General features: G+C 62.5%; 23 protein-coding genes and 1 pseudogene. 9 read left to right on the top strand and 15 right to left on the bottom strand.

What is annotated here, in order from left to right:
• Window positions 1-27 precede the first annotated feature (27 nt).
• Window positions 28-1,212, bottom strand: a complete 1,185-nt coding sequence (locus MTX23_RS23765) for a hypothetical protein (RefSeq protein WP_280972611.1) — start codon at window positions 1,210-1,212, stop codon at window positions 28-30.
• Window positions 1,213-1,362: 150 nt separating this feature from the next.
• The gene (locus MTX23_RS23760; protein WP_280972610.1) at window positions 1,363-2,370 is read right to left on the bottom strand and encodes a hypothetical protein; all 1,008 of its coding nucleotides are present in this window, start codon (window positions 2,368-2,370) and stop codon (window positions 1,363-1,365) included.
• 309 nt (window positions 2,371-2,679) lie between these two features.
• Here MTX23_RS23760 and MTX23_RS23755 point away from each other — a divergent pair, with 309 nt between their 5' ends.
• From MTX23_RS23755 to MTX23_RS23745, 3 genes are read left to right on the top strand one after another with little or no spacing between them, the layout of a single operon-like run.
• Window positions 2,680-3,741: a Gfo/Idh/MocA family oxidoreductase gene (locus MTX23_RS23755; protein WP_280972609.1), complete on the top strand. Its 1,062-nt coding sequence runs from the start codon at window positions 2,680-2,682 to the stop codon at window positions 3,739-3,741.
• Window positions 3,738-4,211, top strand: coding sequence for an acyltransferase (locus MTX23_RS23750; RefSeq protein ID WP_280972608.1), 474 nt, complete (start codon window positions 3,738-3,740; stop codon window positions 4,209-4,211). Before MTX23_RS23755 ends, MTX23_RS23750 begins: the two co-directional genes overlap by 4 nt.
• Complete coding sequence (locus MTX23_RS23745) at window positions 4,211-5,314, top strand: DegT/DnrJ/EryC1/StrS family aminotransferase (RefSeq protein WP_280972607.1); 1,104 nt, start codon at window positions 4,211-4,213, stop codon at window positions 5,312-5,314. Before MTX23_RS23750 ends, MTX23_RS23745 begins: the two co-directional genes overlap by 1 nt.
• Here the strand turns inward: MTX23_RS23745 and MTX23_RS23740 are convergent.
• From MTX23_RS23740 to MTX23_RS23730, 3 genes are all read right to left on the bottom strand, one after another.
• Window positions 5,311-6,513: a glycosyltransferase family 4 protein gene (locus MTX23_RS23740; RefSeq protein WP_280972606.1), complete on the bottom strand. Its 1,203-nt coding sequence runs from the start codon at window positions 6,511-6,513 to the stop codon at window positions 5,311-5,313. The two genes, MTX23_RS23745 and MTX23_RS23740, sit on opposite strands and share 4 nt — an antisense overlap.
• A gap of 242 nt (window positions 6,514-6,755) precedes the next feature.
• A complete protein-coding gene (locus tag MTX23_RS23735) occupies window positions 6,756-7,367 on the bottom strand; it encodes an HAD family hydrolase (protein ID WP_348637503.1) in 612 nt (203 codons plus the stop codon).
• Window positions 7,368-7,973: 606 nt separating this feature from the next.
• Window positions 7,974-8,213 (bottom strand): hypothetical protein, encoded by a 240-nt coding sequence (locus MTX23_RS23730; RefSeq protein ID WP_280972605.1) that lies wholly within the window; start codon window positions 8,211-8,213, stop codon window positions 7,974-7,976.
• A 366-nt stretch (window positions 8,214-8,579) separates the two neighbouring features.
• Between MTX23_RS23730 and MTX23_RS23725 the strand changes: the two genes are divergently transcribed.
• A protein-coding gene (locus MTX23_RS23725) for an IS5 family transposase (protein WP_280972604.1) occupies window positions 8,580-9,334 on the top strand; the annotation gives its coding sequence in 2 pieces (ribosomal slippage) (window positions 8,580-8,913 and window positions 8,913-9,334; 756 coding nt in all).
• Between the two features lie 50 nt (window positions 9,335-9,384).
• Here the strand turns inward: MTX23_RS23725 and MTX23_RS23720 are convergent.
• Window positions 9,385-10,734 (bottom strand): annotated as a pseudogene (locus MTX23_RS23720) (IS701 family transposase).
• Between the two features lie 61 nt (window positions 10,735-10,795).
• Entirely contained in the window at window positions 10,796-12,019 is a 1,224-nt protein-coding gene (locus MTX23_RS23715) for an AMP-binding protein (protein WP_280972603.1), read from the bottom strand.
• A gap of 95 nt (window positions 12,020-12,114) precedes the next feature.
• Between MTX23_RS23715 and MTX23_RS23710 the strand changes: the two genes are divergently transcribed.
• On the top strand, window positions 12,115-13,266 hold the full coding sequence (locus tag MTX23_RS23710; RefSeq protein WP_280972602.1) for an AGE family epimerase/isomerase: 1,152 nt from the start codon (window positions 12,115-12,117) through the stop codon (window positions 13,264-13,266).
• Between the two features lie 57 nt (window positions 13,267-13,323).
• On the opposite strand, the gene MTX23_RS23705 is transcribed toward MTX23_RS23710, so the two are convergent.
• From MTX23_RS23705 to MTX23_RS23680, 6 genes are all read right to left on the bottom strand, one after another.
• On the bottom strand, window positions 13,324-14,163 hold the full coding sequence (locus tag MTX23_RS23705) for an ABC transporter ATP-binding protein (protein ID WP_280972601.1): 840 nt from the start codon (window positions 14,161-14,163) through the stop codon (window positions 13,324-13,326).
• A gap of 138 nt (window positions 14,164-14,301) precedes the next feature.
• Entirely contained in the window at window positions 14,302-15,585 is a 1,284-nt protein-coding gene (locus tag MTX23_RS23700) for an ABC transporter substrate-binding protein (RefSeq protein WP_280972600.1), read from the bottom strand.
• A gap of 58 nt (window positions 15,586-15,643) precedes the next feature.
• A complete protein-coding gene (locus MTX23_RS23695; RefSeq protein WP_280972599.1) occupies window positions 15,644-16,717 on the bottom strand; it encodes a branched-chain amino acid ABC transporter permease in 1,074 nt (357 codons plus the stop codon).
• A 3-nt stretch (window positions 16,718-16,720) separates the two neighbouring features.
• Window positions 16,721-17,614, bottom strand: a complete 894-nt coding sequence (locus tag MTX23_RS23690; protein WP_280972598.1) for a branched-chain amino acid ABC transporter permease — start codon at window positions 17,612-17,614, stop codon at window positions 16,721-16,723.
• Window positions 17,615-17,753: 139 nt separating this feature from the next.
• Window positions 17,754-19,682, bottom strand: a complete 1,929-nt coding sequence (locus MTX23_RS23685; RefSeq protein WP_280972597.1) for a long-chain fatty acid--CoA ligase — start codon at window positions 19,680-19,682, stop codon at window positions 17,754-17,756.
• A complete protein-coding gene (locus MTX23_RS23680; protein ID WP_280972596.1) occupies window positions 19,679-20,500 on the bottom strand; it encodes an ABC transporter ATP-binding protein in 822 nt (273 codons plus the stop codon). The genes MTX23_RS23685 and MTX23_RS23680 overlap by 4 nt, the downstream gene beginning before the upstream one ends.
• 399 nt (window positions 20,501-20,899) lie before the next feature.
• Between MTX23_RS23680 and MTX23_RS23675 the strand changes: the two genes are divergently transcribed.
• The 3 genes from MTX23_RS23675 (at window position 20,900) to MTX23_RS23665 (ending at window position 23,736) form a co-directional block, all read left to right on the top strand.
• On the top strand, window positions 20,900-21,574 hold the full coding sequence (locus MTX23_RS23675) for a Crp/Fnr family transcriptional regulator (RefSeq protein WP_280972595.1): 675 nt from the start codon (window positions 20,900-20,902) through the stop codon (window positions 21,572-21,574).
• Between the two features lie 139 nt (window positions 21,575-21,713).
• Window positions 21,714-22,799 carry a GDP-mannose 4,6-dehydratase gene (gene gmd, locus MTX23_RS23670; protein ID WP_280972594.1) on the top strand — a complete coding sequence of 362 codons (1,086 nt, stop codon included), beginning with the start codon at window positions 21,714-21,716 and terminating at the stop codon, window positions 22,797-22,799.
• The gene (locus tag MTX23_RS23665) at window positions 22,780-23,736 is read left to right on the top strand and encodes a GDP-L-fucose synthase (protein WP_280972593.1); all 957 of its coding nucleotides are present in this window, start codon (window positions 22,780-22,782) and stop codon (window positions 23,734-23,736) included. The genes gmd and MTX23_RS23665 overlap by 20 nt, the downstream gene beginning before the upstream one ends.
• Window positions 23,737-23,849: 113 nt before the next feature.
• Here MTX23_RS23665 and MTX23_RS23660 read toward each other — a convergent pair whose 3' ends face one another.
• Window positions 23,850-24,692, bottom strand: a complete 843-nt coding sequence (locus MTX23_RS23660) for a uroporphyrinogen-III synthase (protein WP_280972592.1) — start codon at window positions 24,690-24,692, stop codon at window positions 23,850-23,852.
• A gap of 138 nt (window positions 24,693-24,830) precedes the next feature.
• Between MTX23_RS23660 and purU the strand changes: the two genes are divergently transcribed.
• Window positions 24,831-25,694, top strand: a complete 864-nt coding sequence (gene purU, locus MTX23_RS23655) for a formyltetrahydrofolate deformylase (RefSeq protein ID WP_280972591.1) — start codon at window positions 24,831-24,833, stop codon at window positions 25,692-25,694.
• Here purU and MTX23_RS23650 read toward each other — a convergent pair.
• A complete protein-coding gene (locus tag MTX23_RS23650; RefSeq protein WP_280978161.1) occupies window positions 25,691-25,981 on the bottom strand; it encodes a hypothetical protein in 291 nt (96 codons plus the stop codon). The two genes, purU and MTX23_RS23650, sit on opposite strands and share 4 nt — an antisense overlap.
• Between the last annotated feature and the right edge of the window lie 35 nt (window positions 25,982-26,016).

Genomic DNA, 26,016 nt, shown 5'->3' with positions numbered 1-26,016 from the left:
TCGGTCCAAGGGCTCGTTCCGCAGTGTTCATGCCTTCTTGCCGAATAATGTGCGAGGGGTCATGTACCAGAGTATGAAGAGCAATGCAGCGCCGTTCGTTACGAAAGTGACGGTGAGGGAGACGTTGAGAAAGATCTGCGGCAGCACGCCGGCCGAGAGCAGGACAAATCGCGATGGCAGGCCGGAGGAGGCGGAGTTGCCGACTGCCACGACCAGGCCGCAGATGAAGGCGGCGAGCGGCGCAAGAATAACGCCGACCGAGGCGATGCCTTCGGTTGCGAACAGTGAGGCATTGAAATTCCCCACATTGTAGGCGTTCTGCATTACGATCGCCAGGGGCTCGCGGTAGGGGCAGTCGATGAAGGACTTCAGGACGTTCACCTGGCAGAACCAAGTCAGGTCATGATGGGCAAAGAAGTCGTTGTAGAAATCTAGGGCGCTGGAGGTCAGCGCGATCATTCTGAAATTGACCAGGCTGAAATAGGCAATGAACTGTTGATACGAGATGGCGTTCAGGTCGAACAGCCTGGCCAGCACTATGCCAAATAGGATCGGCACCAGGAGAGACAGCGTCACGGCTGTTCTCGCCGTGAAGCCCCGGGACGCAACCGCCAGAAGGATCAGCCACACAGGCGCAAAAAGGGAAAGCTTGCTCAGGGTGATCGGATAAAATATGAACAGCAGCAGCAGGCACAGGCCGGCCCGCCACTTGGCGCCTTCGACGACGAAAAAGGCAAAGGCGAACGGCAGCAGGACGTTCGAGGTGGCTCCAAGCCCGTACGAGAGCCAGGCCGGAAATTCGAGCTGGTTGCGGAAATTGTAGATTTCGGAGATCCCGACCAGCCTCACATTGTAGAGCGCGCCGACTCCAACAGTCGCGGCGGCGAACACCAATATGCAGGTCAGCAACCTTCGAAAGCCGGCCTCCGACAAAACGAACCTCTGTCTGGCCGGTATCGACGCCAGCATGGCGGGAAAGAGGAACGCCAGTCCCGAGGTAAATGCCGAGGCATAGGCCACGAGGTGGTCGTAAGAGAACGTCGATAGCGGGAGCAGCCAGAGGTACCCCATCAGCATGGTGAAGAAGTAGAAGCCTACGAGGTAGCCGAAGCTGAAGCGGCACACGGCGAACAGGATCGAGAGCAGTGCGAACGGCGCGACGTTCAGCGCGGCGAGCCAGAGCTTGTCGCTGGTTGCGACGGTCAGGCGCATGAGCGGCGCGTAGTATTGCACGACATGGGCCATCGAGACGAAGCAGGCGGCCACGTGCAGGTAGATAAGGAGGACAGGCCCGAGCCCCTCGTTGCGGCTTGCGTCGACCTCGATGGGGCTGCGGTTCAAGATCTCGTTCACTTTCGCCGCTCATCTGCGCAGGGATTGGTTGTCCGCGAGACCGTCGCCGGCCGATCCGTCAAACCCTCGTGACGACGAAGCTATGTAGAACGCGATCGCTCCGAACGCGATCAGGATCGACGCGACCGCGGCGATGAACAGGAGGGAGAGTCGCCTCGCGCCCACCGGTTGCGGCGTGACCTCGGGCGCGAGCGAGACGCGCGTGTTCTTGAACGCCCGCACGGCGATCTGCGCCTCGAGGAGGGCCGATGCAAGGGCATCGTGCCGGGCGCGTAACGCCGTTAGATCGCGCGTCGATTGGGCGCGATCCTCGCTCAGGACGGCCATCAGCTGCAGATGGCCCGTGATCTCCTTGCGCAGTCCGTCGATGTCCGGGCTCGCCTTGTTGTCCCCTTCGATCTGCGTTGCGGCGCGGCGGAGCGCGGTGCCACGCTCGAGCTCTCTGTCGCGAAGCGAGCCCTCTGTTTCGGGGAGCAGTTCGCCCAGGCGGTCGAGCATCTTCCCATAGTCCGCGATCTGTTGATCCACCCCATCGCTGGTCTGCTTCAGCAGCACCGCCCGTGAGGCGGCCGCTTCGCGCACGAAGTCGCTGCGCTTGCCATCCTCTTCCATGATCTGGTCGATGATCTTCTGGTGGAACGCCTTGGCTTCTTCGGCGGCGGCGGGATCGACAATGCTCTGGATGCTCACGGTCTGGCCGATGCTGTCGGCCGACGAGCTCTGGAGGGTGCCCAGCGTCGATTGTCGCACGCCGTTTTTGGCCAATGCCGCCAGGGCAGCCGGCACATAGACCGCGGGTATGCGCTTTGCGAGCAGTTCCGGCGATTCGATCGGCTCCTCCCGCCCGTTGAAGGAGAAGGTTCCGATCTCGACCGCGGACCGGACGAGCGAATGGGGCTGGACAAAAATGAAGATAGCCGCAGCCAAGGGAGCGAAGGTGATCCCCACGACAGACAGGAAAGTAACGCGAAACGAATGAAGTGTTTCCAGAATCGCGGCAGTGGCTTTATCGGTCATGCTTCTGAACTTGGCTTGAAATCTCTCAGTCTTTTGGACTGGTTCGCCGACTGTTAAGCGAAATGACAGGCCAAGTCCATTTTTTGGAGTTTTTCGTGCCCCAAGAAGCTCTCAGTTCTCGTAAAGGCTGGCCCAGAACGGGGGACAGTTTGGAGCAATCGATTTCGGAGGAGTTAGGCCCGATTGTCACCCCCGACTGGTCCCAATTGGCTTGATCTAAAAGAGCTTTTGCGTATAGACCTCTATGCCGCGAGGGGGTGGATATTGAGGCGTCCTAGCCTCGGCCTGCGTGATCAGGGGGAAGGTTTCATGCTCAGATTCGGCTTGCTCGGTTGCGGACGTATCGCCAAACGGCATTCTGATCTGCTGGGCTCCAGTCAGATCGAAAATGCTACGCTGGTCGCGGTTTGCGACCCCGTTCGCGAGCGTGCCGATGCCGTGGCGACGAAATTCGGAATGCGCGCGGACTACGACCTCGAGACATTTCTTGCCCGGAAAGACATCGATGTCGTCACCGTGCTGACGCCCAGCGGCATGCATCCCCAGCATGCGATCGCCTGCGCGAAGGCGGGTAAGCATGTGGTCGTCGAAAAGCCGATGGCGCTTCGGCTCCAGGATGCGGACGACATGATCCGGGCCTGCGACCAGGCCGGCGTGAAGCTGTTCGTGGTCAAGCAAAACCGCTTCAACGTGCCGGTTGTCAAGGCACGCGAGGCCCTCGACGCCGGTCGTTTCGGCAAATTGCTGCTCGGAACGGTCCGGGTGCGGTGGTGTCGCGATCAGGCCTATTACGACCAGGACGCCTGGCGCGGCACCTGGGCCTATGACGGCGGCGTGCTCACGAACCAGGCGAGCCACCACGTCGATATGCTCGAATGGTTCTTCGGCGACGTCGTCAGTGTCCATGCCCGGGCCACAACCGCGCTCGCGAAGATCGAGACTGAGGATACCGCCGTTGCGACGCTGAAATTCCGCAACGGCGCGCTGGGCATCATCGAGGCGACGACGGCTGTGCGTCCCACCGACCTCGAAGGCTCGCTCTCGATCCTAGGCGAAAAGGGCACGGTAGAAATCGCCGGCTTCGCCGTCAACCAGATCAGGCATTGGCGTTTCGTCAACGAGCTTCCGAGCGACAAGGAGGTCGTCGAGAAGTTCTCGGTCAATCCGCCGAACGTCTATGGATTTGGCCACCAAGCCTATTACCAGCACGTGGTGGATTGTCTGCTGCACGAGCGCGCCGCATTGGTCGATGGTCTCGAAGGGCGAAAGAGCCTTGAGCTGATTTCGGCGCTCTACGAGTCGATCGAAACGGGCAACGAAGTGGCGCTTCGTTTCGAACCGCGCAGGAGCCGTCTCGGGCTATCCGCATGAACATGCCGGAAGTACATCAGGTCGGAGTACGCGACGTCGAATTCGGTGCCGGGGTCAAGCTGGTCGAGCCGTGCAACCTCTATGGTTGCGTCATCGGCGACGGCTGCTTCATCGGGCCCTTCACCGAGATTCAGAAGGATGTGGTGATCGGGACGCGCACCCGTGTGCAGTCCCACGCCTTCATTTGCGAGCTCGTGACCATCGGCGACGACTGTTTCGTGGGGCACGGCGTGATGTTTATCAACGATACGTTCGCAACGGGCGGCCCGGCCCGCGGCCGCAAGGAACTGTGGCGCACGACCGTCATCGGAGACCGCGTTTCGATCGGCTCCAACGCGACTATTCTGCCGGTGCGGATCGCGAGCGACGTCGTGATCGGGGCGGGAGCGGTCGTCACCAGCGATATCACCGAGCCCGGCACCTATGCCGGCAATCCCGCGCGCCGCATGGCGCCGCGCAAGGAGGCTTGATGCGAGTACCATTCGCCGATTTGCACCTTCAGTACCAGAACCTGAAGTCCGAAATTGACGGCGCGATCGCGGCCGTCATCCGCGACAGCGCCTTCATTCGCGGGCCGTTCGTCGAAGCGTTCGAGGCGGAGTTTGCGAAGGTGGTCGAGGCGAAGCATTGCATTTCCTGCGCCAACGGCACAGACGCGCTCTATCTTGCAATGGTCGCGCTCGGAGTGAAGCCGGGCGATGAAGTGATCACGACGGCGCACTCCTGGATCTCCACGTCCGCGATGATAACCCATTCCGGCGCCAAGGTCGTGTTCTGCGACACCGACGGCGCCTCCTTCACGATCGATCCGACCGCGGTCGAGCGGGCGATCACGCCCCGCACCGTCGGCATCATCCCGGTGCATCTGTACGGCCAGCCGGCCGACATGGACGCCATCATGGCGATCGCGCGGAAGCACAAATTGTGGGTGATCGAGGACTGCGCGCAAGCTCACCTGGCGCGCTACAAGGGCCAGCTTATCGGCACGTTCGGGGCGGCCGCGACCTACTCGTTCTACCCGGGGAAGAACCTGGGCGCGATGGGAGATGCCGGCGCGGTCGTCACCAATGACTCCGCCTTGGCCGAACACATGACCAAGTTCGCCCGGCACGGCGGGATGGTGAAGCATCGGCACGACATTGAGGGCATCAACAGCCGTCTGGACGGCATACAGGCGGCCATTCTGTCGGCCAAGCTGCCGCACCTTGACGCTTGGACTAAGGCCCGGCAAGAAGCCGCGTCGATTTATGATGCCAACCTCAAGCAGATCGAGGATCTCGAGGTGCCGCAGGTTGCGCCCGGCCGCACGCACGTCTATCATCTCTATACCGTCAAGCATCCGAAGCGTGATACGTTGGCGAGCTACCTGAATTCAAATGGCGTGCAGACGGCGATCAATTACCCGACGGCATTGCCCTTGCTGCCGGCCTACAATCGATATGAGCACAGGCCGAAGCAGTTTCCGAACGCCTCTCGCGACCAGCGGGAGATACTCTCTCTGCCGATGTTCGCCGAAATTAGCCGGGAACAGCAGGACTACGTTATCGACTTGATCCGGAAGTTCGAAGGTTAAGGCCTGTTTGCGGCTGCGCCGACGATCTCGCGATAGCGCTTGGTCGCGGCTTCCTTGCTGTACTTGTGCGCGACGATTGCCGCCTGGCGTCCTTTGGCGGCAGTCCCCGAACGATCCGTAGCAGCGTCGGCGATGGCCCTGGCAAGTTGAGCCGGATCCTCTGGCGGCACGACCCAACCGATCGCTTCCTCGCTCAGCACGATCGCTGCTTCCGAATGAGATTCCGAGCAGACGATGATGGGTCGGCCGACGGCTAGCAGATTGTAGAGACGGCTGGGAATCGAGACGCCAGCGATATTTTGGCGGTAGGGAATCACCCAAACGTCGGCCGCCGAGAGAAAATCGACGAGCTCATCGTCGGGGACCGGGGCCATCACCGTCACGTTGGCAAGCTGCTCGCTCGCTGCCAACTCGCTCAGCTCGTTCCAGCCGACGCCCCATCCGGCAAACAGAAAGTGGATGTCCTTGTCGCCGGCGAGCAGCTTGGCCGCTTCGAAGACGGCCTTGGGATCGTGAGTGAAGCCGAGATTGCCCGACAGGCCGACGACGAACTTGCCACGGAGAGAGGCACGAAACGGATTGTTGGGATCGAGCTCACGGTAGCCGATCGGTATTAAGGCCCAGTTGGGGATGAAGTGAATCTTAGTAGGCAAAACCCCGGAATATCTGGTGAGCAGAGACGGGGTGTCGCGCCCAATCACGATGATAGCGTCGAGCGTGCGGAATAGCAGAGAGTTGGCAAAGCGCAGCAGGCGCGCCGAGATCGAAGTGGGCTGGATGAACTTCGCGGCTTCAAGCGCCTCGGGATAGAGATCGTAGATCAGCAACACGGTCGCAGCGCCACGCAGCCACGCCGCAAGGACCACCGTGTAGGGCAGAGTGAACGGTGTCGTCACACAGAAGACGGTATCGTTGCGTCCAGCACGACGCAGCACGGCGAAGAACATGCCGGCGGCAAGCGCGCAAATTGCGATCGCTCTGCGCACGAGCGCACGCTTCTTCGGACTCCAGCTCCTGACCTCGACGACTTCTGGAGTTGTTTCCGCGCCTGGTGCACGCGAGCCTGCTGTGCCCGAGACAACGATCACCTCGTTGTCCGACGCAAGTGCCCGCGCGATTTGCCCCAGATAAGTCGCCGTCGTGCTCTTGTCGGGCGGATAGAATTGCGTTGCGACAAACAATCTGCCGGATGTCTTCATTCCCGCCGCTTTTGTCACGGCTCCGTCCGCTGCTGGCGGGGCTTGTTCGGCGCCGATTCATCATGAGCGCTTTCCCGCTTTGCCTCGGCTACGCCGGTGATCAACGCAACGCGCCTATCTCTACCCATATCAATATGTCTCCGAATATTCGCGGACGTCCTGCTGCGGTCTGAATCGAAACCGGGTAGCCGAAGCGCTCGCAAAAATCCACAGTGCGGAGGCACCCTTAACCCGAAGCCGGCTCATCCCTTGGCGGGAACCGCCCCGTCGCGGGTTGCGCTCACCAGGAGCGGCCTGACGAAATCGGCGAGATTGCCCCCATCAAAGAGATGGCCAGCGAGCCCGGCGGCCCGCGCCGCCTCCATGTCGCGTGGCTTGTCGCCGATAACCATGCTTCCTTTCTCTTCTACGGGAAACCGTTTCAACAGGTCAAGGATCATGCCCGGCGCCGGCTTGCGACGATCACTCACGCGGCAATAGCGTGCGACGGTGCCTTCCGGATGGTCTGGACAAAATTCGAAGGCGTCAATGTGAGCCCCGGCGTGCTTGAGCTCGTCGGTCATCCAGCGATGCAGCGCGTGAACATGGTGCTCCTCGTAAAAGCCGCGAGCGACGCCTGACTGGTTGGTGATGACGAACGCAAAATATCCTGCATCGTTGACGGCGCGCACGGCCGCGATGGCCCCTTCGATCCATTCGAATTTCGCAGGCTCGAAAACATAGCCGGTGTCCCGATTCAGGACCCCGTCCCGATCGAAAAAGACTGCCGGGCAAAGCCGGGCCTTGGTGACTGGCATGATGTAGTGTTCCCTGGGCGCCAGCCGGCCGCAGCGGCCGGTCGGCTGCCCGGCCATTCTCTGCGCTGAACGGAGCGGTCTGGCAAGCGCGGGCAGCGGAGGACGTCAGGCCCTGTGCGCCAGTCTGAATCGCAATCGCCAGAAGCTGATAGTGAGCGTCAGGTATCGCTTTTTCGTAGGGGACGGCCTTTCTGCCTCCGTCGCGGTGTGGAGGGATTTCGTGCTTCCTGCGCCGTGTCCGAGGAGCGGCGCCTGACATCGCTTCCGATCTGCGGAAGCCGCAGCCGGGCCTTACTCGACGAGAGGGCATGCTGACAATGACATGTCTGAGAGAATCTGTAGCGGCGAGATTTCGTTTCCAGCTCCCGGTCCGCACCAGGAGGAGCGCGGCCAATGCTGCCAAAACGGACAAGCCGGTCGTCAAAAATAGATGATGAAGATGTTGGCGAGGAACGGGACGGCAAGGATGCCCACCGTGACGCCGAGCGATTCCGGTCCGCACGTCAGAATCGGGGAGCCGCAAGGGCGAAGCCGAATGCACACAGCGAGAAGCAGATGCTTTGTGCGAAATTGCCCAGGAGTCCCGCCGGCCAGAGCAAAGAGGCGAAGGACAGAGCGAGTAGAATGAAATAGCGGGCCAGGAGCCATAGGCGGGATCGCCTGTTACCGGGTGAAACCGGCGGTCATGCGAGCGCGGCGATTGCGACTGGAGGGGCGCACCGTGGCGAGCCAGTCCTTCGCTCTCGCCGACAGCAGGGTCAGAAGCACCAATGCGGCCATCGAGATTGCCGTCCCGCTCGTGCTGATGCGCAGCATGAAGGTGGTAGCGACCGCTGCCGCCCGGCGGCCCCTGTCCAGCCACGCGATGGATTGTTCGCTGGTGACGGGGACTTCGTCAGCCATGCCAACCTCACCGGATTGGGACACGCCGAGATGCACTACAGGTTTACTCCGCACGCATTCTGACTCGTTTGAAACTCAGATGCTGATGCAAGAGGTATCTCAACCACAAGCTATGAATGCAGAAAAAACATAAAAAGCAACTACGGTCGCGTCTTCTCAGCCACCCAAGTGAGGAACAGCAGCAAGGAGGAAAACGCGACGATCTCGGGTTCCTGGTCCAGGTGCCGGTCAGACATCCGACAAAACCGAATCCCAATCCCGCGCTCCCCAACGCTAACAGTAAGCTGCACTAAGGTTTGTACTCAATCAGATGTATAATTTTACGTGGAGATATGATTCAAGCTCTGCATTTGCGGGGCTTGGATCATGGCGGGCGAGTTTTGGTTGAATGATCGGCAGTGGGCAGCAATCGAGCCCTTGCTGCCGCAAAATCAGCCCGGCGCTCGTCGAGTCGATGATCGCCGCGTGATCAGTGGCATCATCCATGTGTTGAAGTCCGGCTGCCGCTGGCGCGATTGCCCGGCAGTGTTCGGCCCTTACACGACCGTCTACAATCGCTGGAACCGCTGGTCGCGGCGCGAGGTCTGGCGCAATCTGTTCGAAGCACTTCGGGGCCTGTCGCCCGATGACGACTTCCAGGCCATCGATTCCACGACCGCCAAGGCGCACCGTGCGGCGGCCGGTGGAAAAGGGGGGCGGAGGCTCAGGCCATCGGTCGTTCCCGCGGTGGCAGGACCACCAAGATCCACGCCGTCTGCGACAGTCTCGGACGCGCCATCGCGCTCGAAGTAACGCCAGGTCAGCGTGGTGACATCCGCGCGGCGCTGCCCCTGCTCAGCTCTCTGCCACCACCGCGTTGCTGTGCGGCCGACACGGCCTATGACGCGAACGAACTGCGGCAATTCCTCATCGAACGGGGAACAACCCCGGTCATCCCAAACAATCCCACCCGAAAACGCTTCCATCCGTTCGACCGCGCCGCATACAAGCGGCGCAACCTCGTCGAGCGCATGTTTTGCAGGCTCAAGGACTGGCGGCGCATTGCAACCCGCTATGACAAGCTCGCCAGAAACTTCCTCTCGGCCGTCAATCTTGCTGCCGCTATCATTTGGTGGACCTGATTGAGTCCGGACCTTAGCACTACTTTGGCAGATTTATTCGCCGGGGCTTTTTACGGATCCGTCTTCTGCAGTGTGGGCATCGCAGAGATGGCGGCCGAAGAACGAGATCGACGATGGCTTGGCGTACCGCCGGCAAGCTAGGCTGAGGTGGAGGTCCGTTGATTCTTTTTTTTCCGCCCCGCTTGTGCGAGGCGACGATGCTGCAGGAAGGCGTAAGCGACCATGGTCATGAGCGCGTGACGATGCAGACCTTGCCAGGATCGCCCCTCGAAGTGATCAAGCCCGAGTTCTTCTTTCAACTGCTGATGCGCCTGTTCGCAAATCCATCGTGCCTTGATGGTGGCGGCTAATGTGCGCAGGTCTGTCGCGGCGGGCAGATTGGCGAGATAGTATTTCTTCTCCCCTGAGGCACGTTGCTCGCCAATGAGCCAGGCTTCCTCGCCCGGAAGATGCTGCTGACCCTTATCCCATATCCGCTGCGGAGGCCCGTCGGCGATGCGGATACGGACAGCAGCAAATCGGGCTTTCAGCCGACCTTTCGTCCCGCTCCGCCAACTCAGGGTTTTCCACTTGGCGCCGTGCAGCATTTGTTCTGCCGCGATCGATAGGACATCTGGTACGTAGTGCTTTCGTGGTCGGCCCCGAACCTTGGTATTCGGCCAAACGAGCTTCACCTCAACCGGATACACCTTGAGGTGCCGCGGGATGCCGACGGCCCAAAGTAGCCCGCGTGCCGTTAGCCCTTGTCGAAATGGTGCGCTGAGCCCGTATCCCGCATCCGCCAGTACACACCCAAAGCGCACGTTGGCTACTATCGCGCGATCAATCTCGGCCAAAGCAATTTCCGGCTTGGACCGTGGCGCTTGGTGTTCGACAGGCACGCGAGCGCGCTTTAAACGAGTCACGTTGCTTGTCCAACTGTCAGGCAGAAAGAGACGCAACGCGACCATCACCGGCACCTCGCCGCGCGCAAGCGTCAAAGACACCAGCGTTTGGCAATTTGCCGTCTTGCCGAGAGCCGACGCATATTGAGCTGCAACACCAACCGAGCGTTCGCCCTTCTTCGGCAGTGAGGTGTCATCAATAACCAGCACCGCATCCTTGCCGCCGACAAGTCGGTCCGCCTGGTTGAGCAGCTCAGATTCCAGTGGTGATGCGTCCCAAACACCATCGGCGATGAAATGGTGCAGCTGATCGTAGTTGCCTGTGGCAAGGCGTTCAGCCATCGGCTGAACGCTCTTGCGATCACCAGGGCCGATCAATCCCGCAACGTACAGCGGACACATCCGCTGCCGAGTCTTGTGACCCAATCGGTCCAAGAACGGCTTCAGCCAACGCTCGAGTTCGTCTTCCCATTCCGCCATGGTCAGCCCTCCAAGAGCCGACCACCCATGAATCATTGAAAAATCGATTCGGGAATCCTATAAAGCGCGGCTAAACCGACAATCTGCCAAAGTAGTGCTAGCGCTCGTCCGCGATCACCTTGCCGTCGTTGGGCAGCGAGCCTGCGCCGACCAGTTCGACGTTGCCGCCGAGCTTGGTGACGGCACGCAGCGTTGCCGCAACGTCGGTCTGCAGGGCCTCTGGCGGTGAGGCGCATTCGGCTTTCAGCGTCATCGCATCGGTCTCGCCGGCGCGTGTGACGACCAAGCGCAGCCGCCCGAGCTCGGGGTGCCGTTTGCCGATCTCGGCGATTTGCTCGGGGCGAACGAACATGCCCTTGACCTTGGTAGTCTGGTCGGCGCGGCCCATCCAGCCCTTGATGCGCATATTGGTACGCCCGCACGGGCTTTTGCCCGGCAGGGCTGCAGTCAGGTCGCCGAGGGCCAGGCGGATCCAGGGATGATGCGGATCGAGCGAGGTTACGACGATCTCGCCGACGTCGCCCGCTGCCACCGGATCACCGGTGCCGGGCTTCACGATTTCCAGGATGAGATCTTCGTTGACGGTCATGCCCTCGCGCGCAGCGGTTTCGAACGCGATCATGCCGAGATCGGCGGTGCCGAAGGCCTGGTAGGCATCGATGCCGCGCGACTTCATCTCCTCCTGCAGCGACTTCGGAAACGCAGCGCCGGAAACCAACGCGCGCTTGATCGAGGACACGTCGCGGCCGGCCGTCGCGGCGGCGTCGAGCAGGATCTTCAGAAAATCCGGCGTACCGCTGTAGCCGATCGGGCGGTAGGCCTCGATCAACTCGAATTGTTGCTCGGTGTTGCCGGGACCGGCCGGTATCACCGCGCAGCCGAGCGCGCGCGCCGAGGCGTCGAAAATGAAGCCGCCCGGGGTGAGGTGATAGCTGAAGGTGTTCAGCACCACATCGCCGGGGCGAAAGCCCGCCGCGAATAGCGCCCGTGCGCCGCGCCATGGATCGGCCTGACGACTTTCCGGCTCGAAGATCGGCCCGGGCGAGGTGAACAGGCGGGCGAACGAGCCGGGCTGGTCGGCCACGAAACCGCCAAAGGGCGGGGCGGCCCTGTGCAGAGTGGGGAGTTCCGACTTGGGCAGCACCGGCAGCCGTGCCAGTGCGTCCCGGCTGGTCACGGATGCGGGATCGATGCCCCTCAAAAGGTTGGCGTAGGCCGGCGCCGCCATTGCTGTGCGCAGCACCTCCGGCAAGCGGGCGAACAGGGCGGCCTCGCGCTCGGCCGGATCGCGCGTTTCCAGAGCGTCGTAATGTTCGGTCATGGCGGGTCCTTGGGAAGATTTGCGCGGGTTGCGCGCCGCCTTGCGCGTGCTATCAGACGGCGATCACCGGTGTCGGGACGGGTCCAGGGAATACGATGGCTGAAGCACAGAACGCTGCGGCGGACGGGGTGGCCGACGTCGTCGCCAGATTGAAGCGCCGGATGATCGATCATGCGTTGCCGCTGTGGTCGACCGTGGGCTGGGACAGCGCGGCCGGCGGTTTTGTCGAGCGGCTGCATCCGGACGGCAGCGCCGATCGCGCTGCCCCGCGCCGTGTGTTCGTGCAGGCGCGCCAGATCTATTGCTACGCCAAGGCGGCGCAGATGGGCTGGTACCCGGATGGCCGCGCGATCGCGCTGAAGGGGCTGGAATATCTGCTCACCAAGGCGAAGGCGCCGGATGGCCGGCCGGGCTTTGTCTTCAGCCTGACCCCCGAAGGCGGCGTGCTGGACCCGCTGCGCGACACCTATGGCCATGCTTTCGTGCTGCTCGCATTGGCGACCGTCTACGGCCTCGACCGCGACGCCCAGATTCGCGCCGAGATCGACGCTCTGCTGTCGTTCCTCGACGCGCAGCTCCGTTCGCCGCATGGCGGGTTCTTGGAAGGGCTGCCGCCCTCGATGCCGCGCCGGCAGAATCCGCAGATGCATCTGTTCGAGGCGATGATCGCGTGCTTCGACGCCACCCACGATTTGTCGTTCCAGAACCGTGCCGGCGAGTTCTTCGCGCTGTTCCTGGCCAATCTCTACGACAAGCAGACCCACGTACTCGGCGAGTATTTCGAGGAGGACTGGTCGAAGATCCCGCCGGTCAGCGTCGAGCCTGGGCATCTCGCGGAATGGGTCTGGCTGCTGAAGGGATTTGAACGCATCACCGGTTGTCCGACCGGACGCCCGCGCGTCGAATTGCTGGCGTCGGCGCTGCGCTATCGCGAGGCCGCCACCGGCTGCTTGGTCGACGAAGGCGACACCGAGGGCAACATCCGCCGCCATACCCGGCGGCTGTGGCCGCAGAGCGAACTGGCGAAGGCGTGGATTGCGCAGGCCGAGGCGGGTGAGAGCGGGGCGGCGGCGGAGGCGCGCGCGGCGCTCGCGCTGCTCGAGCGGCACTATCTCAGTCATCCTGTGGCCGGCGGCTGGTACGACCAGTTCGACCGCGACGGCAAGTCGCTGCTCGCCATGATCCCTGCGTCGTCCTTCTATCATGTTCTCTGCGCGGTTACCGAAGCTGAGCAGGTGCTCGGCTAGAATCGCCTTCCTGGCCTGATGCGTTTTCTTCACGCGAACCGGTCCTCAATTTCACGCTCAGAGCCAGCGCTTGCGCCGCTTGAAGCTCTTCAGGTTCTTGAAGCTCTTGCGCTGGTCGCCGGCGCCGCCGAGGTAGAATTCCTTGACGTCCTCGTTGTCGCGCAGTTCGTCGGCGGAGCCGTCGAGCACGACCTTGCCTTGCTCCATGATGTAGCCATGGCTCGCGACCGAAAGCGCGGCGCGCGCATTCTGCTCGACGAGGAGGATCGTCACGCCAAGATCGCGGTTGATCTCCTTGACAATCGCGAACACCTCCTTGACGAGCAGGGGGGACAGTCCCATCGACGGCTCGTCCATCAGGATCATCTTCGGGCGCGCCATCAGCGCGCGGCCGATCGCGAGCATCTGCTGTTCGCCGCCGGAGAGGTAGCCGGCGAGCCCGGTGCGCTCCTTCAGGCGCGGGAAATACTTGAAGACCATGTCGATGTCATCGGCGACCTCATTGTCGCGGCGGGTGAAGGCGCCGAGCCGCAAATTCTCCAGCGAGGTCATGTCGGCGACGATGCGGCGGCCCTCCATCACCTGGAAGATGCCGCGGCGGACGATCTTGTCCGGATCGATGCCGTTGATGCGCTGACCCTCGAACAGGATCTCGCCACGGGTGACCTCGCCGTCCTCGGTCTTCAGCAGGCCGGAGATCGCCTTCAAGGTGGTCGACTTGCCGGCGCCATTGGCGCCGAGCAGCGCCACGATCGCGCCCTTCGGCACCTCGAGGCTCAGTCCGCGCAGCACGAGAATGACGTCGTCATAGACGACCTCGATGTTGTTGACGCCGAGCAGCGCCGGCGGCGGAACGGCCGTCGGCGCGGGGCGGGTGGCTTCGAGGGTTTGGGTCATGATCTTGATCCTTCTCCCGCTGTCGTCACCCGCGAAGGCGGGTGACTCAGTATTCCAGAGACGCCGGCGATCGATCGTTAGGCCGCGGCGTCCTGGATCCCCGCTTTCGCGGGGGACGACGACTCCTGAGCTACGGTCTTACCACCCGAACCATTCCGGCTTGCGCGGCAGCTCGATGGTCTTGACCTTCTCGAGCTTGATGGTGCCCTTGGCCATCAGATCGTTGATGTCGCCATCGGTCGCGCCCGAGACTTTCGCGCGGTAGAGATCGACCTTCATCGTCGGACGATGGTCCTTCTCGGTCCAGGTCGAGGGATTGCAGACGCCTTCCATACCGGCCGGCACCCAGTCCTTCTTCTGGTAGAAGCCCTTGGCGACGTTCTCGCCGGTCGCGCCGCCGTTCTTGGCGGCCCAGTCAAGCGCCTCCTTCAGATAGAGCGCGCTGCATACCGCGGCGATGTAGTGCACCGGGCGATACACCTTGCCTGACGGGTCGGACATCTTGGAGATTTCCATCACCGTCTTCATGCCGGGCGCATTGCCGCCCCAGCTCACCGCCGTGCGGAGCGGGAAGATCACGCCGTCCGCTGCATCGCCGGCGGTCTTCGCTGCGTTCTCGTCCATACCCCAGACATTGCCGAGGAACTGGACGTCGACGCCAGCGGTTTTGCAGGCCTTCAGCACCGAGATGTTCGAGGCCGCCGTGTTGCCGAGATAGGCATAGTTTGCACCGGAGCTTTTCAGGCTGAGACACTGCGCCGAATAGTCGCCAGGCGAGAGCGCGAACACCAGCGGCGGCAGCACCTCGAAGCCGAGCTCGGTCGCGAGGGCTTCACCGGCCGCCTTGGGCGCGTTCGGATACGGATGGTTGGCGCCCATGTGGACGAATTTCGGCTTGCCGGGCTTGCCCTTGGCCTTCCAGTCCTCCGCGGCCCAGGTCAGCATCGCGCGCATCGAGTCCGAATAGCTCGGGCCATAGAAGAAGTTGTACGGCGCGGGCTTGGCCTTGCCGCTGGTGCCTTCAGGATCGGTCAGCGCCGCGGCATAGGAGCCGGAGATGTCGGGGATCTTGTCCTGCGCAAGGAAGCCCGTGAGAGCCTCGGTGTCCGCGGTGCCCCAGCCCATGATCGCCGCGACCTTGTTGTCGGGCGCCGACCATTTCTTGTAGAGCGCGATCGCGCGCGGCACCTGGTAGCCGTAGTCGTTGCTGTCGACGTTGAGTTGCTTGCCGCCGACGCCGCCGTTTTTGTTGACCCAGGCGAAGGTGTCGGCGACGCCCTGGCCATAGGGTGTGCCGACGTCGGACGTGCCGCCCGAGAGGTCCTGCAGATGGCCGATCGCGATCTGGGCCTGCGCGGTGGCGGCTGCGCTGCTGATCAGCAGCGCGAGAGAGACCGAGCTCAAAAGGGATCTAATCGTCATTCTTGGTTTCCTCCTGTTATTCATTGAACCGATCTTGTGAGCAATGTCCGTTCCTGCCTCAGTGCGAGAACGGGTAGAGTTTCCAGTAGGTCTTGATCTGCCGCCAGCGATGCGCGAGCCCGTCGGGCTCGAACATCAGGAAGCCGATGATGATCAGGCCGATCGCGATCTCGCGCAGAAAGGTGATGTTGTTGTTGAGCTGCAACGCCTTGTCGACGGCGCCGCCCTTCAGCCAGGCGCTCAGCCACTCCATCGATTCCGGCAGCAGCACCACGAAGGCCGTGCCCATCAGCGTGCCCATGACCGAGCCGGTGCCGCCGATGATCACCATGGCGAGGAACAGCACGGAGCGTTCGATGCCAAAGCCCTCCTGCGAGACGACGAGCTGGTAATGCGCGTAGAGCGCGCCGGCGATGCCGGCAAAGAAGGCGGCGAGCCCGAACGACAGCGTGCGGTACTTGGTGAGGTTGATGCCCATGATCTCGGCGGAGAGATAATGGTCGCGGATCGCGACCAGCGCGCGGCCGTCGCGCGTCCGCATCAGATTGGTGACGAGGAGATAGCTGACCACGACATAGGCGAGCACGACGTAGAAATACTGCCGGTCGCCGCGCAGGGTGTAGCCGAAGATCGAGAACGGGTTGGCGCTTGCCGGCACCGAGCCGCCCGAAAACCATTCGGCGCGCGAGAAGAAGTCCAGCAGGATGTACTGCGCGGCGAGCGTGGCGATGACGAGGTAAAGCCCCTTCAGTCGCGCCGCCGGCACACCGAAGATCAAGCCGACCAGTGCCGTGATCAGGCCGGCAAGCGGAATGGCGAAGAACACCGGGATCGGCGCGTTGTTGGAGATGTAGGCCGAGGTGAAGGCGCCGAGCAGGAAGAACGCGGCGTGGCCGATCGAGATCTGGCCGGTGAAGCCGACCAGGATGTTGAGGCCGAGAGCTGCGATCGCGAAGATACCGATCTGGATCGCGATAGAAAGCCAGTAGTTGGTCAGCACCATCGGCGCAAAGCAGGCCAGCACGACGCCGGCAATCGCGAAGTTGCGGCTGGTCGCAGTCGGGAAGATCGTGGTGTCGGACGCGTAGGTGGTGCGGAAGTCGCCCGACGGAATGAGGGTGCGCGTTGCCATTGATCAGATCCGCTCGATGTCCTTGGTGCCGAATAACCCGTAGGGCTTGACCATCAGGATGATGATCAGGACGTAGAACGGCGCGATCTCGTAGAGATTGCCCCAGTGCAGAAATTCGCTGTCGACATATTGGGCGACATTCTCCAGGAGCCCGATGATGATGCCGCCGAGCACGGCGCCACCGACAGAATCGAGGCCACCCAGGATCGCGGCCGGAAACACCTTGATGCCATAGGCGGAAAGGCCTGATGACACGCCGTTGACCACGGCGACCACGACGCCGGCGACCGCCGAGACCGTGGCCGAGATCGCCCATGCCATCGCGAACACGCTTTTGACGGAAATGCCGAGCGACTGCGCGACCTGCTGGTTGAAGGCGGTGGCGCGCATCGCAAGGCCATATTTGGAGGCGCGGAAGAACCAGGCCATGCCGACCATCATGGCGAGCGACACCACCAGGCTCATGACATAGACGGTCTGGATCTGCAGACCGAACAGGTTGACCGACTGGCTCTCGAACACCCGCGGGAACGGCTGAGGATTGACGCCGAAGATCCACTTCAGTGCGGCCTGGAACACGGTCGACAGGCCAATGGTCACCATGATGACCGAGATGATCGGCTCACCAATCATCGGACGCAGGATCACGACCTGGATCGCGATGCCGAAGATGAACATGAAGACCAGCGTAACAGGCATGCCGATCCAGAACGGCAGCTGGTACTTGGTCAGCAGCGCCCAGCAGATCCAGGCGCCGACCAGCAACAGTTCGCCCTGTGCGAAGTTCACGACCTGGGTCGCCTTGTAGATCAGCACGAACGACATCGCGACCACGCCATAGAGCGTGCCGACGACGAGGCCGTTGACGATGAGCTGGATCAGGAACTGGGTGTTCATCGGGTGTCGCCAGATTTGCCAGTTGTCATCGCCGGGCTTGACCCGGCGATCCATCGCGCGGGAGGCAGCTCTTTGCGAAGGAGATGGATGCGCGGGTCAAGCCCGCGCATGACGATCGAACGTGCCGTGATGGAAGGCGTCATTCCGCGGCCTCCGCGGCAACCGTGTGGCCGAGATCCACCACTTGCAGCGTAGTGCGGACGCGCTGGGTTGTGCCGTCCTGGAAGCGGATCACGGTGTCGACGGGGATGTTGGCCTTGCCGCGATAGATCGCTTCGATGATGTCGGCGTATTTTTCGTTGATGACGCCGCGGCGGACTTTTCTGGTTCGGGTCAGTTCGCCGTCGTCCGCGTCGAGCTCCTTGTAGAGCAGCAGGAAGCGCGAGATGCGCTGCGCGGGTGGCAGCGTGGCGTTGACCGTCTCGACTTCCTTCCGCAGCAGCGCATAGACCTCGGGGCGCGAGGAAAGGTCGGTATAGGTCGTAAACGAGATCCGGTTCTTCTCCGCCCATTTCGAGATGATCGAGTAGCGGATGCAGATCATGGAGGCGAGCGCGTCGCGGCCCGCGCCGAGCACGACGGCCTCGGCGACGTAGGGCGAGAACTTCAGCTTGTTTTCGATATATTGCGGCGAAAAGCGTTCACCGCGCGAAGTTTCGGCGAGATCCTTGATACGGTCGATCACGACGAGCTGCCGCTCATCGTTGCAGTAGCCGGCATCGCCGGAATGCATCCAGCCGTCCTTGATATCGGCCGTCGACGCCTCGGGGTTCTTGTAGTAGCCGAGGAACATGTTGGGGTGGCGCACGACGATCTCGCCGACGCCGTTGACGTCGGGGTTGTCGATCCGGATCTCGATGTCGCCGGCCATCGGAATGCCGGTGGTATCGGGATCGACCTTGCCTTCGGGATGCAGCGTGTAGGCGCCAAGCAACTCGGTCTGGCCATAGAGCGTGCGCAGCGGCACGCCCATGGCCTGGAAGAACTTGAAGGTCTCGGGCCCGAGCGCCGCGCCGCCGGTGGCTGCCGAGCGCAGCCGCGTAAAGCCGAGCCGGTCGCGCAGCGCACGGAACAGCAGCTTGTCGGCGAACATCGAGCGCTTGCTATCGGCGAGCGCCGCGAGTCCGCTCTTCATGCCGATGTCGTAGAGCCGCTGCTTGAGCGGGGAGGCGTCCATCACGCCGGCGCGGACATCGGCGGCGATTGATTCCCAGACGCGTGGCGCGAACAGCACGAAGGTCGGCGCGATCTCGCGGAAATCGTTCATCATGGTGTCGGGCTCTTCGACGAAGTTGACCTTCATCCGGCAGAGCAGACCTTTGCCGAGCGCGTAAACCTGTTCCATGATCCAAGGCAGCGGCAGCACCGAGACGTATTCGTCGTCCGGGCCCTTCGGGTCGAATGCGAGATAGGTCGCGCAATGCCGCAGCACGCGGCCGGCCGCCAGCATCGCAAGCTTCGGATTCGCCGTCGTGCCGGAGGTCGTGCAGAGGATCGCGACGTCCTCGCCGCGGGTGGCGTCGACCAGCCCGTCGTAAAGGCCGGGCTCGCGGGCGGCGCGGTCGCGTCCCATCGCGGCGAGCTTGCTCGCCTCCATCAAGCGCGGGTCGTCGTATTTGCGCATGCCGCGCGGGTCGGAATAGACGATGTGCTTGAGATGGGGCACCCGGTCGGCAAGGCCGAGCAGCTTATCGACCTGCTCTTCGTCCTCGGCAAACACGAGCTTCGCCTCGCCGTAACTCAGGAGATAGGCGGCCTCCTCGTCCAGCACGTCGCGATAGAGACCAAGGCTCATCGCGCCGATCGCGTGGCTGGCGATCTCGGCGGCAACCCAGTCCGGCCTGTTGTCGCCGATGATGCCGATCACGTCGCCGCGGCCGAGGCCGAGCTCGACCATGCCGAGCGCGAAGTCACGGGTGCGGGTCTGGTAGTCGTTCCAGGTGAATTCGCGCCACAGCCCGAAATCCTTCTCGCGCAGCGCGATCTCGTTGCCATGTTCCTTCGTATTCAGGCGCAGCATTTTGGGAAAGGTGTCAGCCTGCGCGGTGCGTCCGGCGTAATCCATCATGCCGCGCTCTCCCGCACCGCCGGCTTGTCGTCGGGATCGACCAGCACCTCGTCCTCTTCGCCGAGATAGGCGCGCTTGACGTGAGGATCGGCGAGCACGGTCGCCGGGTCGCCTTCGGCGATCTTGCGGCCGAAATCCAGCACCATGACGCGGTGAGAGATGTCCATCACGACGCCCATGTCGTGCTCGATCATCATCACCGTCATGCCGAACTCTTCGTTCAGGTCGACGATGTAGCGCGCCATGTCTTCCTTCTCTTCGAAGTTCATGCCGGCCATCGGCTCGTCGAGCAGGATGAGCTGCGGCTCCAGCGCCATCGCACGCGCGAGCTCGACCCGCTTGCGCAGGCCGTAGGGCAGGGTGCCGGCGGTCGCCTTGCGCACCGATTGCAGGTCGAGGAAGTCGATGATCTCCTCAACCTTGCGGCGGTGCTCCAGCTCCTCGCGGCGCGCGCCGGTGAGCCAGTACAGCGGTCCCGTGATGAAGTTGTTCTTCAGGAGGTGATGGCGGCCGACCATGATGTTGTCGAGCACGCTCATGTGGTGGAACAGCGCGAGATTCTGGAAGGTGCGGCCGATGCCGAGCCGAGGTCGCGCATTCGGGGTGAGGCCGGTGATGTCCTGGCCGCGATAGAACAACTGGCCTTCGGTGGGCTTGTAGCGGCCGGAGATGCAGTTGACGATCGAGGTCTTACCGGCGCCGTTCGGGCCTATGATGGAGAACAGCTCGCCCTCACTAACGCCGAAGCTCACTTCGGTCAGCGCCCGGACGCCGCCAAAGCGCAACGAGACCTCGCGCACCTCTAGACTGTAAGACACCCTGTTCCCTCCAGATACGGCGCTTGGCGCGCTCTTTATCTATCGCTCGAAGTCCAATTCGATCTTACATGGGCCGATACGGGCAGGCCATCCGGCTCATGATGCCGGGTGTCCGAGAGCCTTGCTCGTCCGCGTCACCCGCGTCATGTGCGGTAACGCCGCACCCACTTGTCCCAGCCCCGAGCCACCCGCCAAAGGCGATCCACTTGAGGGAGCGCGCGGCGTTACGCGAGGTGGTTCTCAATACGAGAAAGCGATAGGTTGGATTGTCATGTGCCCGACAATTCATCAGGAAATTTTTCATCAGGAAATTTTCGCTGGCATTCCAAGCCTCAGGTTCCTGATCGAAATGATGTTGTTGCGGTGCAATATGGTTGGGGTTGGGACGCCGTCGCTCGAATGATTGCTGCTGATTACCTGAGGCGCATCGCGGCCTGGTCGCGCGAACTGACCGAGCAGGAAATCGAGATCGCCCGCGCCGGCATCGCCGAGAAGTCCTATCGCGCCAACGAATTCATCTTCATGCGCGGCGACAATTTCCAGTACTGGACCGGCATCGTCAGCGGGCTGGCACGCATGGGCATCGTGTCCCGCCGCGGCAAGGCAGCGAGCTTCGCGGGCCTCACCGCCGGCGCGTGGTTCGGCGAGGGCACCGTGCTCAAGAACGAGGCGCGGCGCTACGACGTGGTCGCGCTGCGGGATACGCGGCTCGCGATGATGGACCGCCGGACCTTCGTCTGGCTGTTCGAGAACAGCGTTGGCTTCAACCGTTTCCTGGTCGGACAGCTCAACGAGCGGCTCGGCCAGTTCATCGCTCTGCTGGAATATGGCCGCACGCTGGATGCGACCGAGCGGTTGGCCCGCTCGATCGCCTCGCTGTTCAATCCGATTCTCTATCCGGACCTCACGCGGCACCTGGAGATCACCCAGGAGGAGATCGGGGCGCTGTCGGGGATCTCACGGCAGAACGCTAACCAGTGCCTGAAGCGGCTGGAGCGGGAAGGGCTGCTCCGGCTTGAATATGGCGGGGTGACCATCATCGACCTCGAACGGCTTCGCCACTACGGCGAGTGATCCCAACCAGGCGCAAAAGGGCCATTTAGGGGCTCCAAAACCCTGATTCCGGGTGGTCTGGACATTAGACTTGGGCCGGGTCGGATGCTACAGACCGACCCGATTTGGATCGCGCGGTTTCGCGCCCTCTGGAGAAAATATGGCAGCTCAGGATTCGAAGCGGCGCGTTGCGCTGATCACCGGTGTCACCGGGCAGGATGGCGCGTATCTCGCCGAATATCTGCTCGGCCTCGGTTACACCGTGCACGGGATCAAGCGCCGGTCATCCTCGTTCAACACCGCGCGTGTCGACCACCTCTACCAGGACCCGCACGCCGGCAACGTGCCGTTCCTGATGCACTACGGCGACATGACTGATTCCACCAATCTGATCAGGCTGATGCAGCAGATCCGGCCGACCGAGGTCTACAATCTGGCTGCGCAGAGCCACGTCGCGGTCAGTTTCGAGAGTCCGGAATACACCGCCAATGCCGATGCGATCGGAGTGCTGCGCCTGCTGGAGGCGATCCGAATCCTCGGCATGGAAAAGGACACGCGGTTCTACCAGGCCTCGACCTCGGAACTTTATGGCCTAGTCCAGGAGGTGCCGCAAAAGGAAACCACCCCATTCTATCCGCGTTCGCCCTATGGCGTGGCCAAGCTCTACGGCTACTGGATCACGGTGAACTACCGGGAGGCCTACGGGATGTTCGCCAGCAACGGCATCCTGTTCAATCACGAGAGCCCGATCCGCGGCGAAACCTTCGTGACGCGCAAGATCACGCGTGGCGTTGCCCGCATCGAGGTCGGCCTCGAGAACACGATCTATCTCGGCAACCTTGAGGCCAAGCGCGACTGGGGCCATGCGCGCGACTATGTCGAGGGGATGCACATGATCCTGCAGGCGGATAATCCAGGCGACTTCGTGCTGGCGACCGGCGAGACCCGCACGGTGCGCGAATTCGTCGAGCTGGCATTCGCCGAGGTCGGCCGCGCTATCGAATGGCGCGGCAAGGGCGTCGACGAGATCGGGATCGACAAGACGTCTGGCAGGACCGTGGTGCGCGTCGACCCGACCTATTTCCGTCCGACCGAGGTCGATCTGCTGATCGGCGACTCGAGCAAGGCGCGCGCCAAGCTTGGATGGAAGCCAAAGACGTCCTTCGCGCAGCTGGTGAAGGAAATGGTCGCCGGCGATCTCGCAGAGGCCAGACAGGACGCCGCCAATGGCAAGCACTCCGTATGAACTGAAGGGCAAGACGGTCTTCGTCGCCGGCCATCGCGGCATGGTCGGCTCAGCGCTTGTACGCCGGCTCGCGCGTGAGGGGGCAGAGCTCCTGACAGTGTCGCGCGGCGAGGTTGACCTGCGCGACCAGGCCGCCGTGAACGCGTGGTTTGCCGCGAAGCGTCCGCAGGCCGTGTTCCTTGCCGCGGCCAAGGTCGGCGGCATCGTCGCCAACAACACGCTGCGGGCCGAGTTCCTCTACGACAATCTGGCGATCTCGACCAATGTGATCCCGGCCGCGCACGCCAATGGCTGCGAGAAGCTGATGTTCTTCGGCTCGTCCTGCATCTATCCGCGGCTGGCGCCGCAGCCGCTGCGCGAGGATTCGATGCTGACCGGACCGCTGGAGCAGACCAACGAGCCTTATGCGATTGCCAAGATCGCCGGCATCAAGATGGCGGAGACCTATCGCAGCCAATACGGCTCCGATTTCATCAGCGTGATGCCGACCAATCTCTACGGCCCCGGCGACAATTATCATCCGGAATACAGCCACGTCGTCGCCGCCCTGGTCCGCCGCTTCCACGAGGCCAAACTGTCGGGTGCGACCAGCGTCGTGGTGTGGGGGACCGGCACGCCGCGGCGCGAATTCCTCTATGTCGACGATCTCGCCGACGCCTGCATCCACCTGATGAAGACCTATTCCTCTCCCGAACTGGTCAATATAGGCACCGGCGAGGACATCAGCATTGCCGAATTTGCCCGCGTGGTCGCGGCTGCCGTCGGCTATCGCGGTGAGATCAGCTTCGACACGTCGCGCCCGGACGGCACACCGCGCAAGCTGCTCGATGTCAGCCGCCTGGCCAAGCTCGGCTGGCGCGCCACCACCTCGCTCGATGACGGCATCAAGCTCGCGTACCAGGCCTATCTGAACGAGACGAAACAGGCGGCGGAATAGTCGCTAGGCCGTTCCACATCGTCATTGCGAGGAGCGCGAGCGACGCAGCAATCCATTCTTCCGCCGCGCGGAGAGGTGGATTGCTTCGCTTGCGCTCGCAATGACGATTATGGTCACTGCTTCGCCGCCCGCGGAGGATTCTTCGACAGCGCGGTTGCCATCGCCGAGATCAGCGGCCTCATGAAGAACGCGTCGTTGGCCGGATAGATGTCCGTGCGCAGGCCATAGGCCTTCAACTCGTCGGATACGACGGGGCCGACGGAGGCGATCGGCGTCTGTTTCAGACCATCGCGCAACTGTGCCTCGCAATTGTGCGCCTGCGCCACGTCCATCAGGCGGCGTACCTGCCCCGAACTCGTCAGCGCGATGGCGTCGATGCGGCCCTGTGCCATCTCATCGATCGCGGCGACGATGTTGGCGTCGGCGGCACGCGCGTCGTAAACGTAGGGCAGGACGGTATCGATGTCGGCGCCCTGCGCGTTGATCGTGCCGATCAACATGGCGTGATCCTTGTCCGGATAGAGCTGCAGGCCAACACGATGGCCGTTGAGGTCGAGCTTCGACAGCATCTCGGCGACACCTTCCGATGTCGGCTTTTCCGTCGTCATCTGGGGCTCCAGCCCGATTTCGCGCAGGGCTCGGCCGGGTTTGGGGCCGCGGGCAAACTTGCGCGTCCCGGCGAGGCTGCTGACGAACTCCGCCTCGACCCCGATCCGGCGAACGACCTTCATCAGGCGACGCAATCCCTCACCGGTCATCAGCACGAGGTCGTCGAGCGGCCGTTCGATCGCGCGGCGGATCCAGGCCTCGATGGGCGCTGGATCAGGTGCATCATGGATGGTGAACATCGGGCATTGCAGCACATCCGCGCCCTGCTCGGTGAGCAGGCGGGAAAACTGTGCTTCCTCGCGGGTCTCGAGGATCAGGATTCGGTAGCCGTTCAGCCGGTCAGCCATGATGATGCTCTAACAAACGTTGCAGTCTTTTGTTCGATTTTGAACCCCGCCACGGGATTGGCGCAAGGCTACAGGCGGTGATAGACGAGGGCCGGAAATCGTCGCTCTACGCTCCTGCTCAAGTTCTGGTCAATTGGCATGCCCGACCATCAATTCGTTCTGACCCTGTCCTGTCCGGATCGCCCGGGAATCGTCTCCGCGGTGTCGACCTTCCTGGCCCATAACGGGCAGAATATCCTGGACGCCCAGCAGTTCGACGATATCGAGACGGGCAAGTTCTTCATGCGCGTGGTGTTCACCGCGGCGGACCTTGCGGTCGAACTGGCGGCGCTGCAGACCGGCTTTGCCGCGATCGCCGAACGCTTCAGCATGGAATGGCAGATGCGCGACCGCGCCAGCCGCCGCCGCGTTATGTTACTCGTCTCCAAGTCCGATCACTGTCTGGTCGATATCCTCTACCGCTGGCGCACCGGCGAGCTCGAGATGATCCCGACGGCGATTGTCTCCAACCATCCGCGCGAGACCTATGGCTCGCTCGATTTCGGCGATATTCCCTTCCATTACCTGCCGGTGACAAGGGAAACCAAGCGCCAGCAGGAAGACGCGGTGTGGAAGCTCGCGCAAGACACCCAGACCGATCTCGTGGTGTTGGCGCGCTACATGCAAATCCTGTCGGACGAGATGTCCGCGCGGCTGTCAGGCCGTTGCATCAACATTCATCATTCGTTCCTGCCGGGTTTCAAGGGCGCCAAGCCCTACCATCAGGCGCACGAACGCGGCGTGAAGCTGATCGGCGCCACCGCGCATTATGTCACCAGCGATCTCGACGAGGGGCCGATCATCGACCAGGACGTCGAGCGGATCAGCCACCGCGACACACCCGAGGATCTCGTCCGCAAGGGGCGCGATATCGAGCGCCGCGTGCTGGCGCGCGCAATCCGCTACCATTTGGCCGACCGCGTCATTCTCAATGGGCGCAAGACCGTGGTGTTCGTCGACTAGTGCGCTGCGTTCTGTGACGTCGGAGACGGCGTCGATGCTGCCTTAGGATCGTCGCCGCGCTCAGCCGCGGGCATCAGGCGCTTGCGCTCGCGCTCCTTCATGAACTCGTCGTATTTGGCGGTCCCCGGGCGGGGCGGAGCGTCGGCGGGCAGGCCGCCAGCCCAGGCTGGAAGATAATCGCCGACGCCGGCCGCCACTTTCTCGTTGATCGAGCTGCACCCGCTGAGCGCGGAGGCTGTGAGCACGAGGGCGATCATAATGAGGACAGGGCGGATGCAGTTCGGCATGTCGGAAGGGTACAATTCTTGTCTTTAAGGATGAT

The sequence above is a fragment of the Bradyrhizobium sp. ISRA436 genome, from assembly GCF_029910015.1.
Taxonomy (GTDB): Bacteria; Pseudomonadota; Alphaproteobacteria; order Rhizobiales; family Xanthobacteraceae; genus Bradyrhizobium.
Note: the sequence above shows the minus strand (reverse complement) of the source record. Positions and strands in the feature narration are given on the sequence as shown.

Bases quoted from the DNA above. Each gene is read 5' to 3' on its own strand.
- MTX23_RS23660 (WP_280972592.1), bottom strand. From the start codon at position 24,692: ATGGCTGACCGGCTGAACGGCTACCGAATCCTGATCCTCGAGACCCGC.
- MTX23_RS23750 (WP_280972608.1), top strand. From the start codon at position 3,738: ATGAACATGCCGGAAGTACATCAGGTCGGAGTACGCGACGTCGAATTC.
- MTX23_RS23735 (WP_348637503.1), bottom strand. From the start codon at position 7,367: ATGGCCGGGCAGCCGACCGGCCGCTGCGGCCGGCTGGCGCCCAGGGAA.
- MTX23_RS23705 (WP_280972601.1), bottom strand. From the start codon at position 14,163: ATGACCCAAACCCTCGAAGCCACCCGCCCCGCGCCGACGGCCGTTCCG.
- MTX23_RS23710 (WP_280972602.1), top strand. From the start codon at position 12,115: ATGGCTGAAGCACAGAACGCTGCGGCGGACGGGGTGGCCGACGTCGTC.
- MTX23_RS23650 (WP_280978161.1), bottom strand. From the start codon at position 25,981: ATGCCGAACTGCATCCGCCCTGTCCTCATTATGATCGCCCTCGTGCTC.
- MTX23_RS23740 (WP_280972606.1), bottom strand. From the start codon at position 6,513: ATGAAGACATCCGGCAGATTGTTTGTCGCAACGCAATTCTATCCGCCC.
- MTX23_RS23755 (WP_280972609.1), top strand. From the start codon at position 2,680: ATGCTCAGATTCGGCTTGCTCGGTTGCGGACGTATCGCCAAACGGCAT.
- MTX23_RS23700 (WP_280972600.1), bottom strand. From the start codon at position 15,585: ATGACGATTAGATCCCTTTTGAGCTCGGTCTCTCTCGCGCTGCTGATC.
- MTX23_RS23730 (WP_280972605.1), bottom strand. From the start codon at position 8,213: ATGGCTGACGAAGTCCCCGTCACCAGCGAACAATCCATCGCGTGGCTG.
- MTX23_RS23745 (WP_280972607.1), top strand. From the start codon at position 4,211: ATGCGAGTACCATTCGCCGATTTGCACCTTCAGTACCAGAACCTGAAG.
- MTX23_RS23695 (WP_280972599.1), bottom strand. From the start codon at position 16,717: ATGGCAACGCGCACCCTCATTCCGTCGGGCGACTTCCGCACCACCTAC.
- MTX23_RS23685 (WP_280972597.1), bottom strand. From the start codon at position 19,682: ATGATGGATTACGCCGGACGCACCGCGCAGGCTGACACCTTTCCCAAA.
- gmd (WP_280972594.1), top strand. From the start codon at position 21,714: ATGGCAGCTCAGGATTCGAAGCGGCGCGTTGCGCTGATCACCGGTGTC.
- MTX23_RS23675 (WP_280972595.1), top strand. From the start codon at position 20,900: ATGATTGCTGCTGATTACCTGAGGCGCATCGCGGCCTGGTCGCGCGAA.
- MTX23_RS23665 (WP_280972593.1), top strand. From the start codon at position 22,780: ATGGCAAGCACTCCGTATGAACTGAAGGGCAAGACGGTCTTCGTCGCC.
- MTX23_RS23690 (WP_280972598.1), bottom strand. From the start codon at position 17,614: ATGAACACCCAGTTCCTGATCCAGCTCATCGTCAACGGCCTCGTCGTC.
- MTX23_RS23760 (WP_280972610.1), bottom strand. From the start codon at position 2,370: ATGACCGATAAAGCCACTGCCGCGATTCTGGAAACACTTCATTCGTTT.
- purU (WP_280972591.1), top strand. From the start codon at position 24,831: ATGCCCGACCATCAATTCGTTCTGACCCTGTCCTGTCCGGATCGCCCG.
- MTX23_RS23715 (WP_280972603.1), bottom strand. From the start codon at position 12,019: ATGACCGAACATTACGACGCTCTGGAAACGCGCGATCCGGCCGAGCGC.
- MTX23_RS23765 (WP_280972611.1), bottom strand. From the start codon at position 1,212: ATGCGCCTGACCGTCGCAACCAGCGACAAGCTCTGGCTCGCCGCGCTG.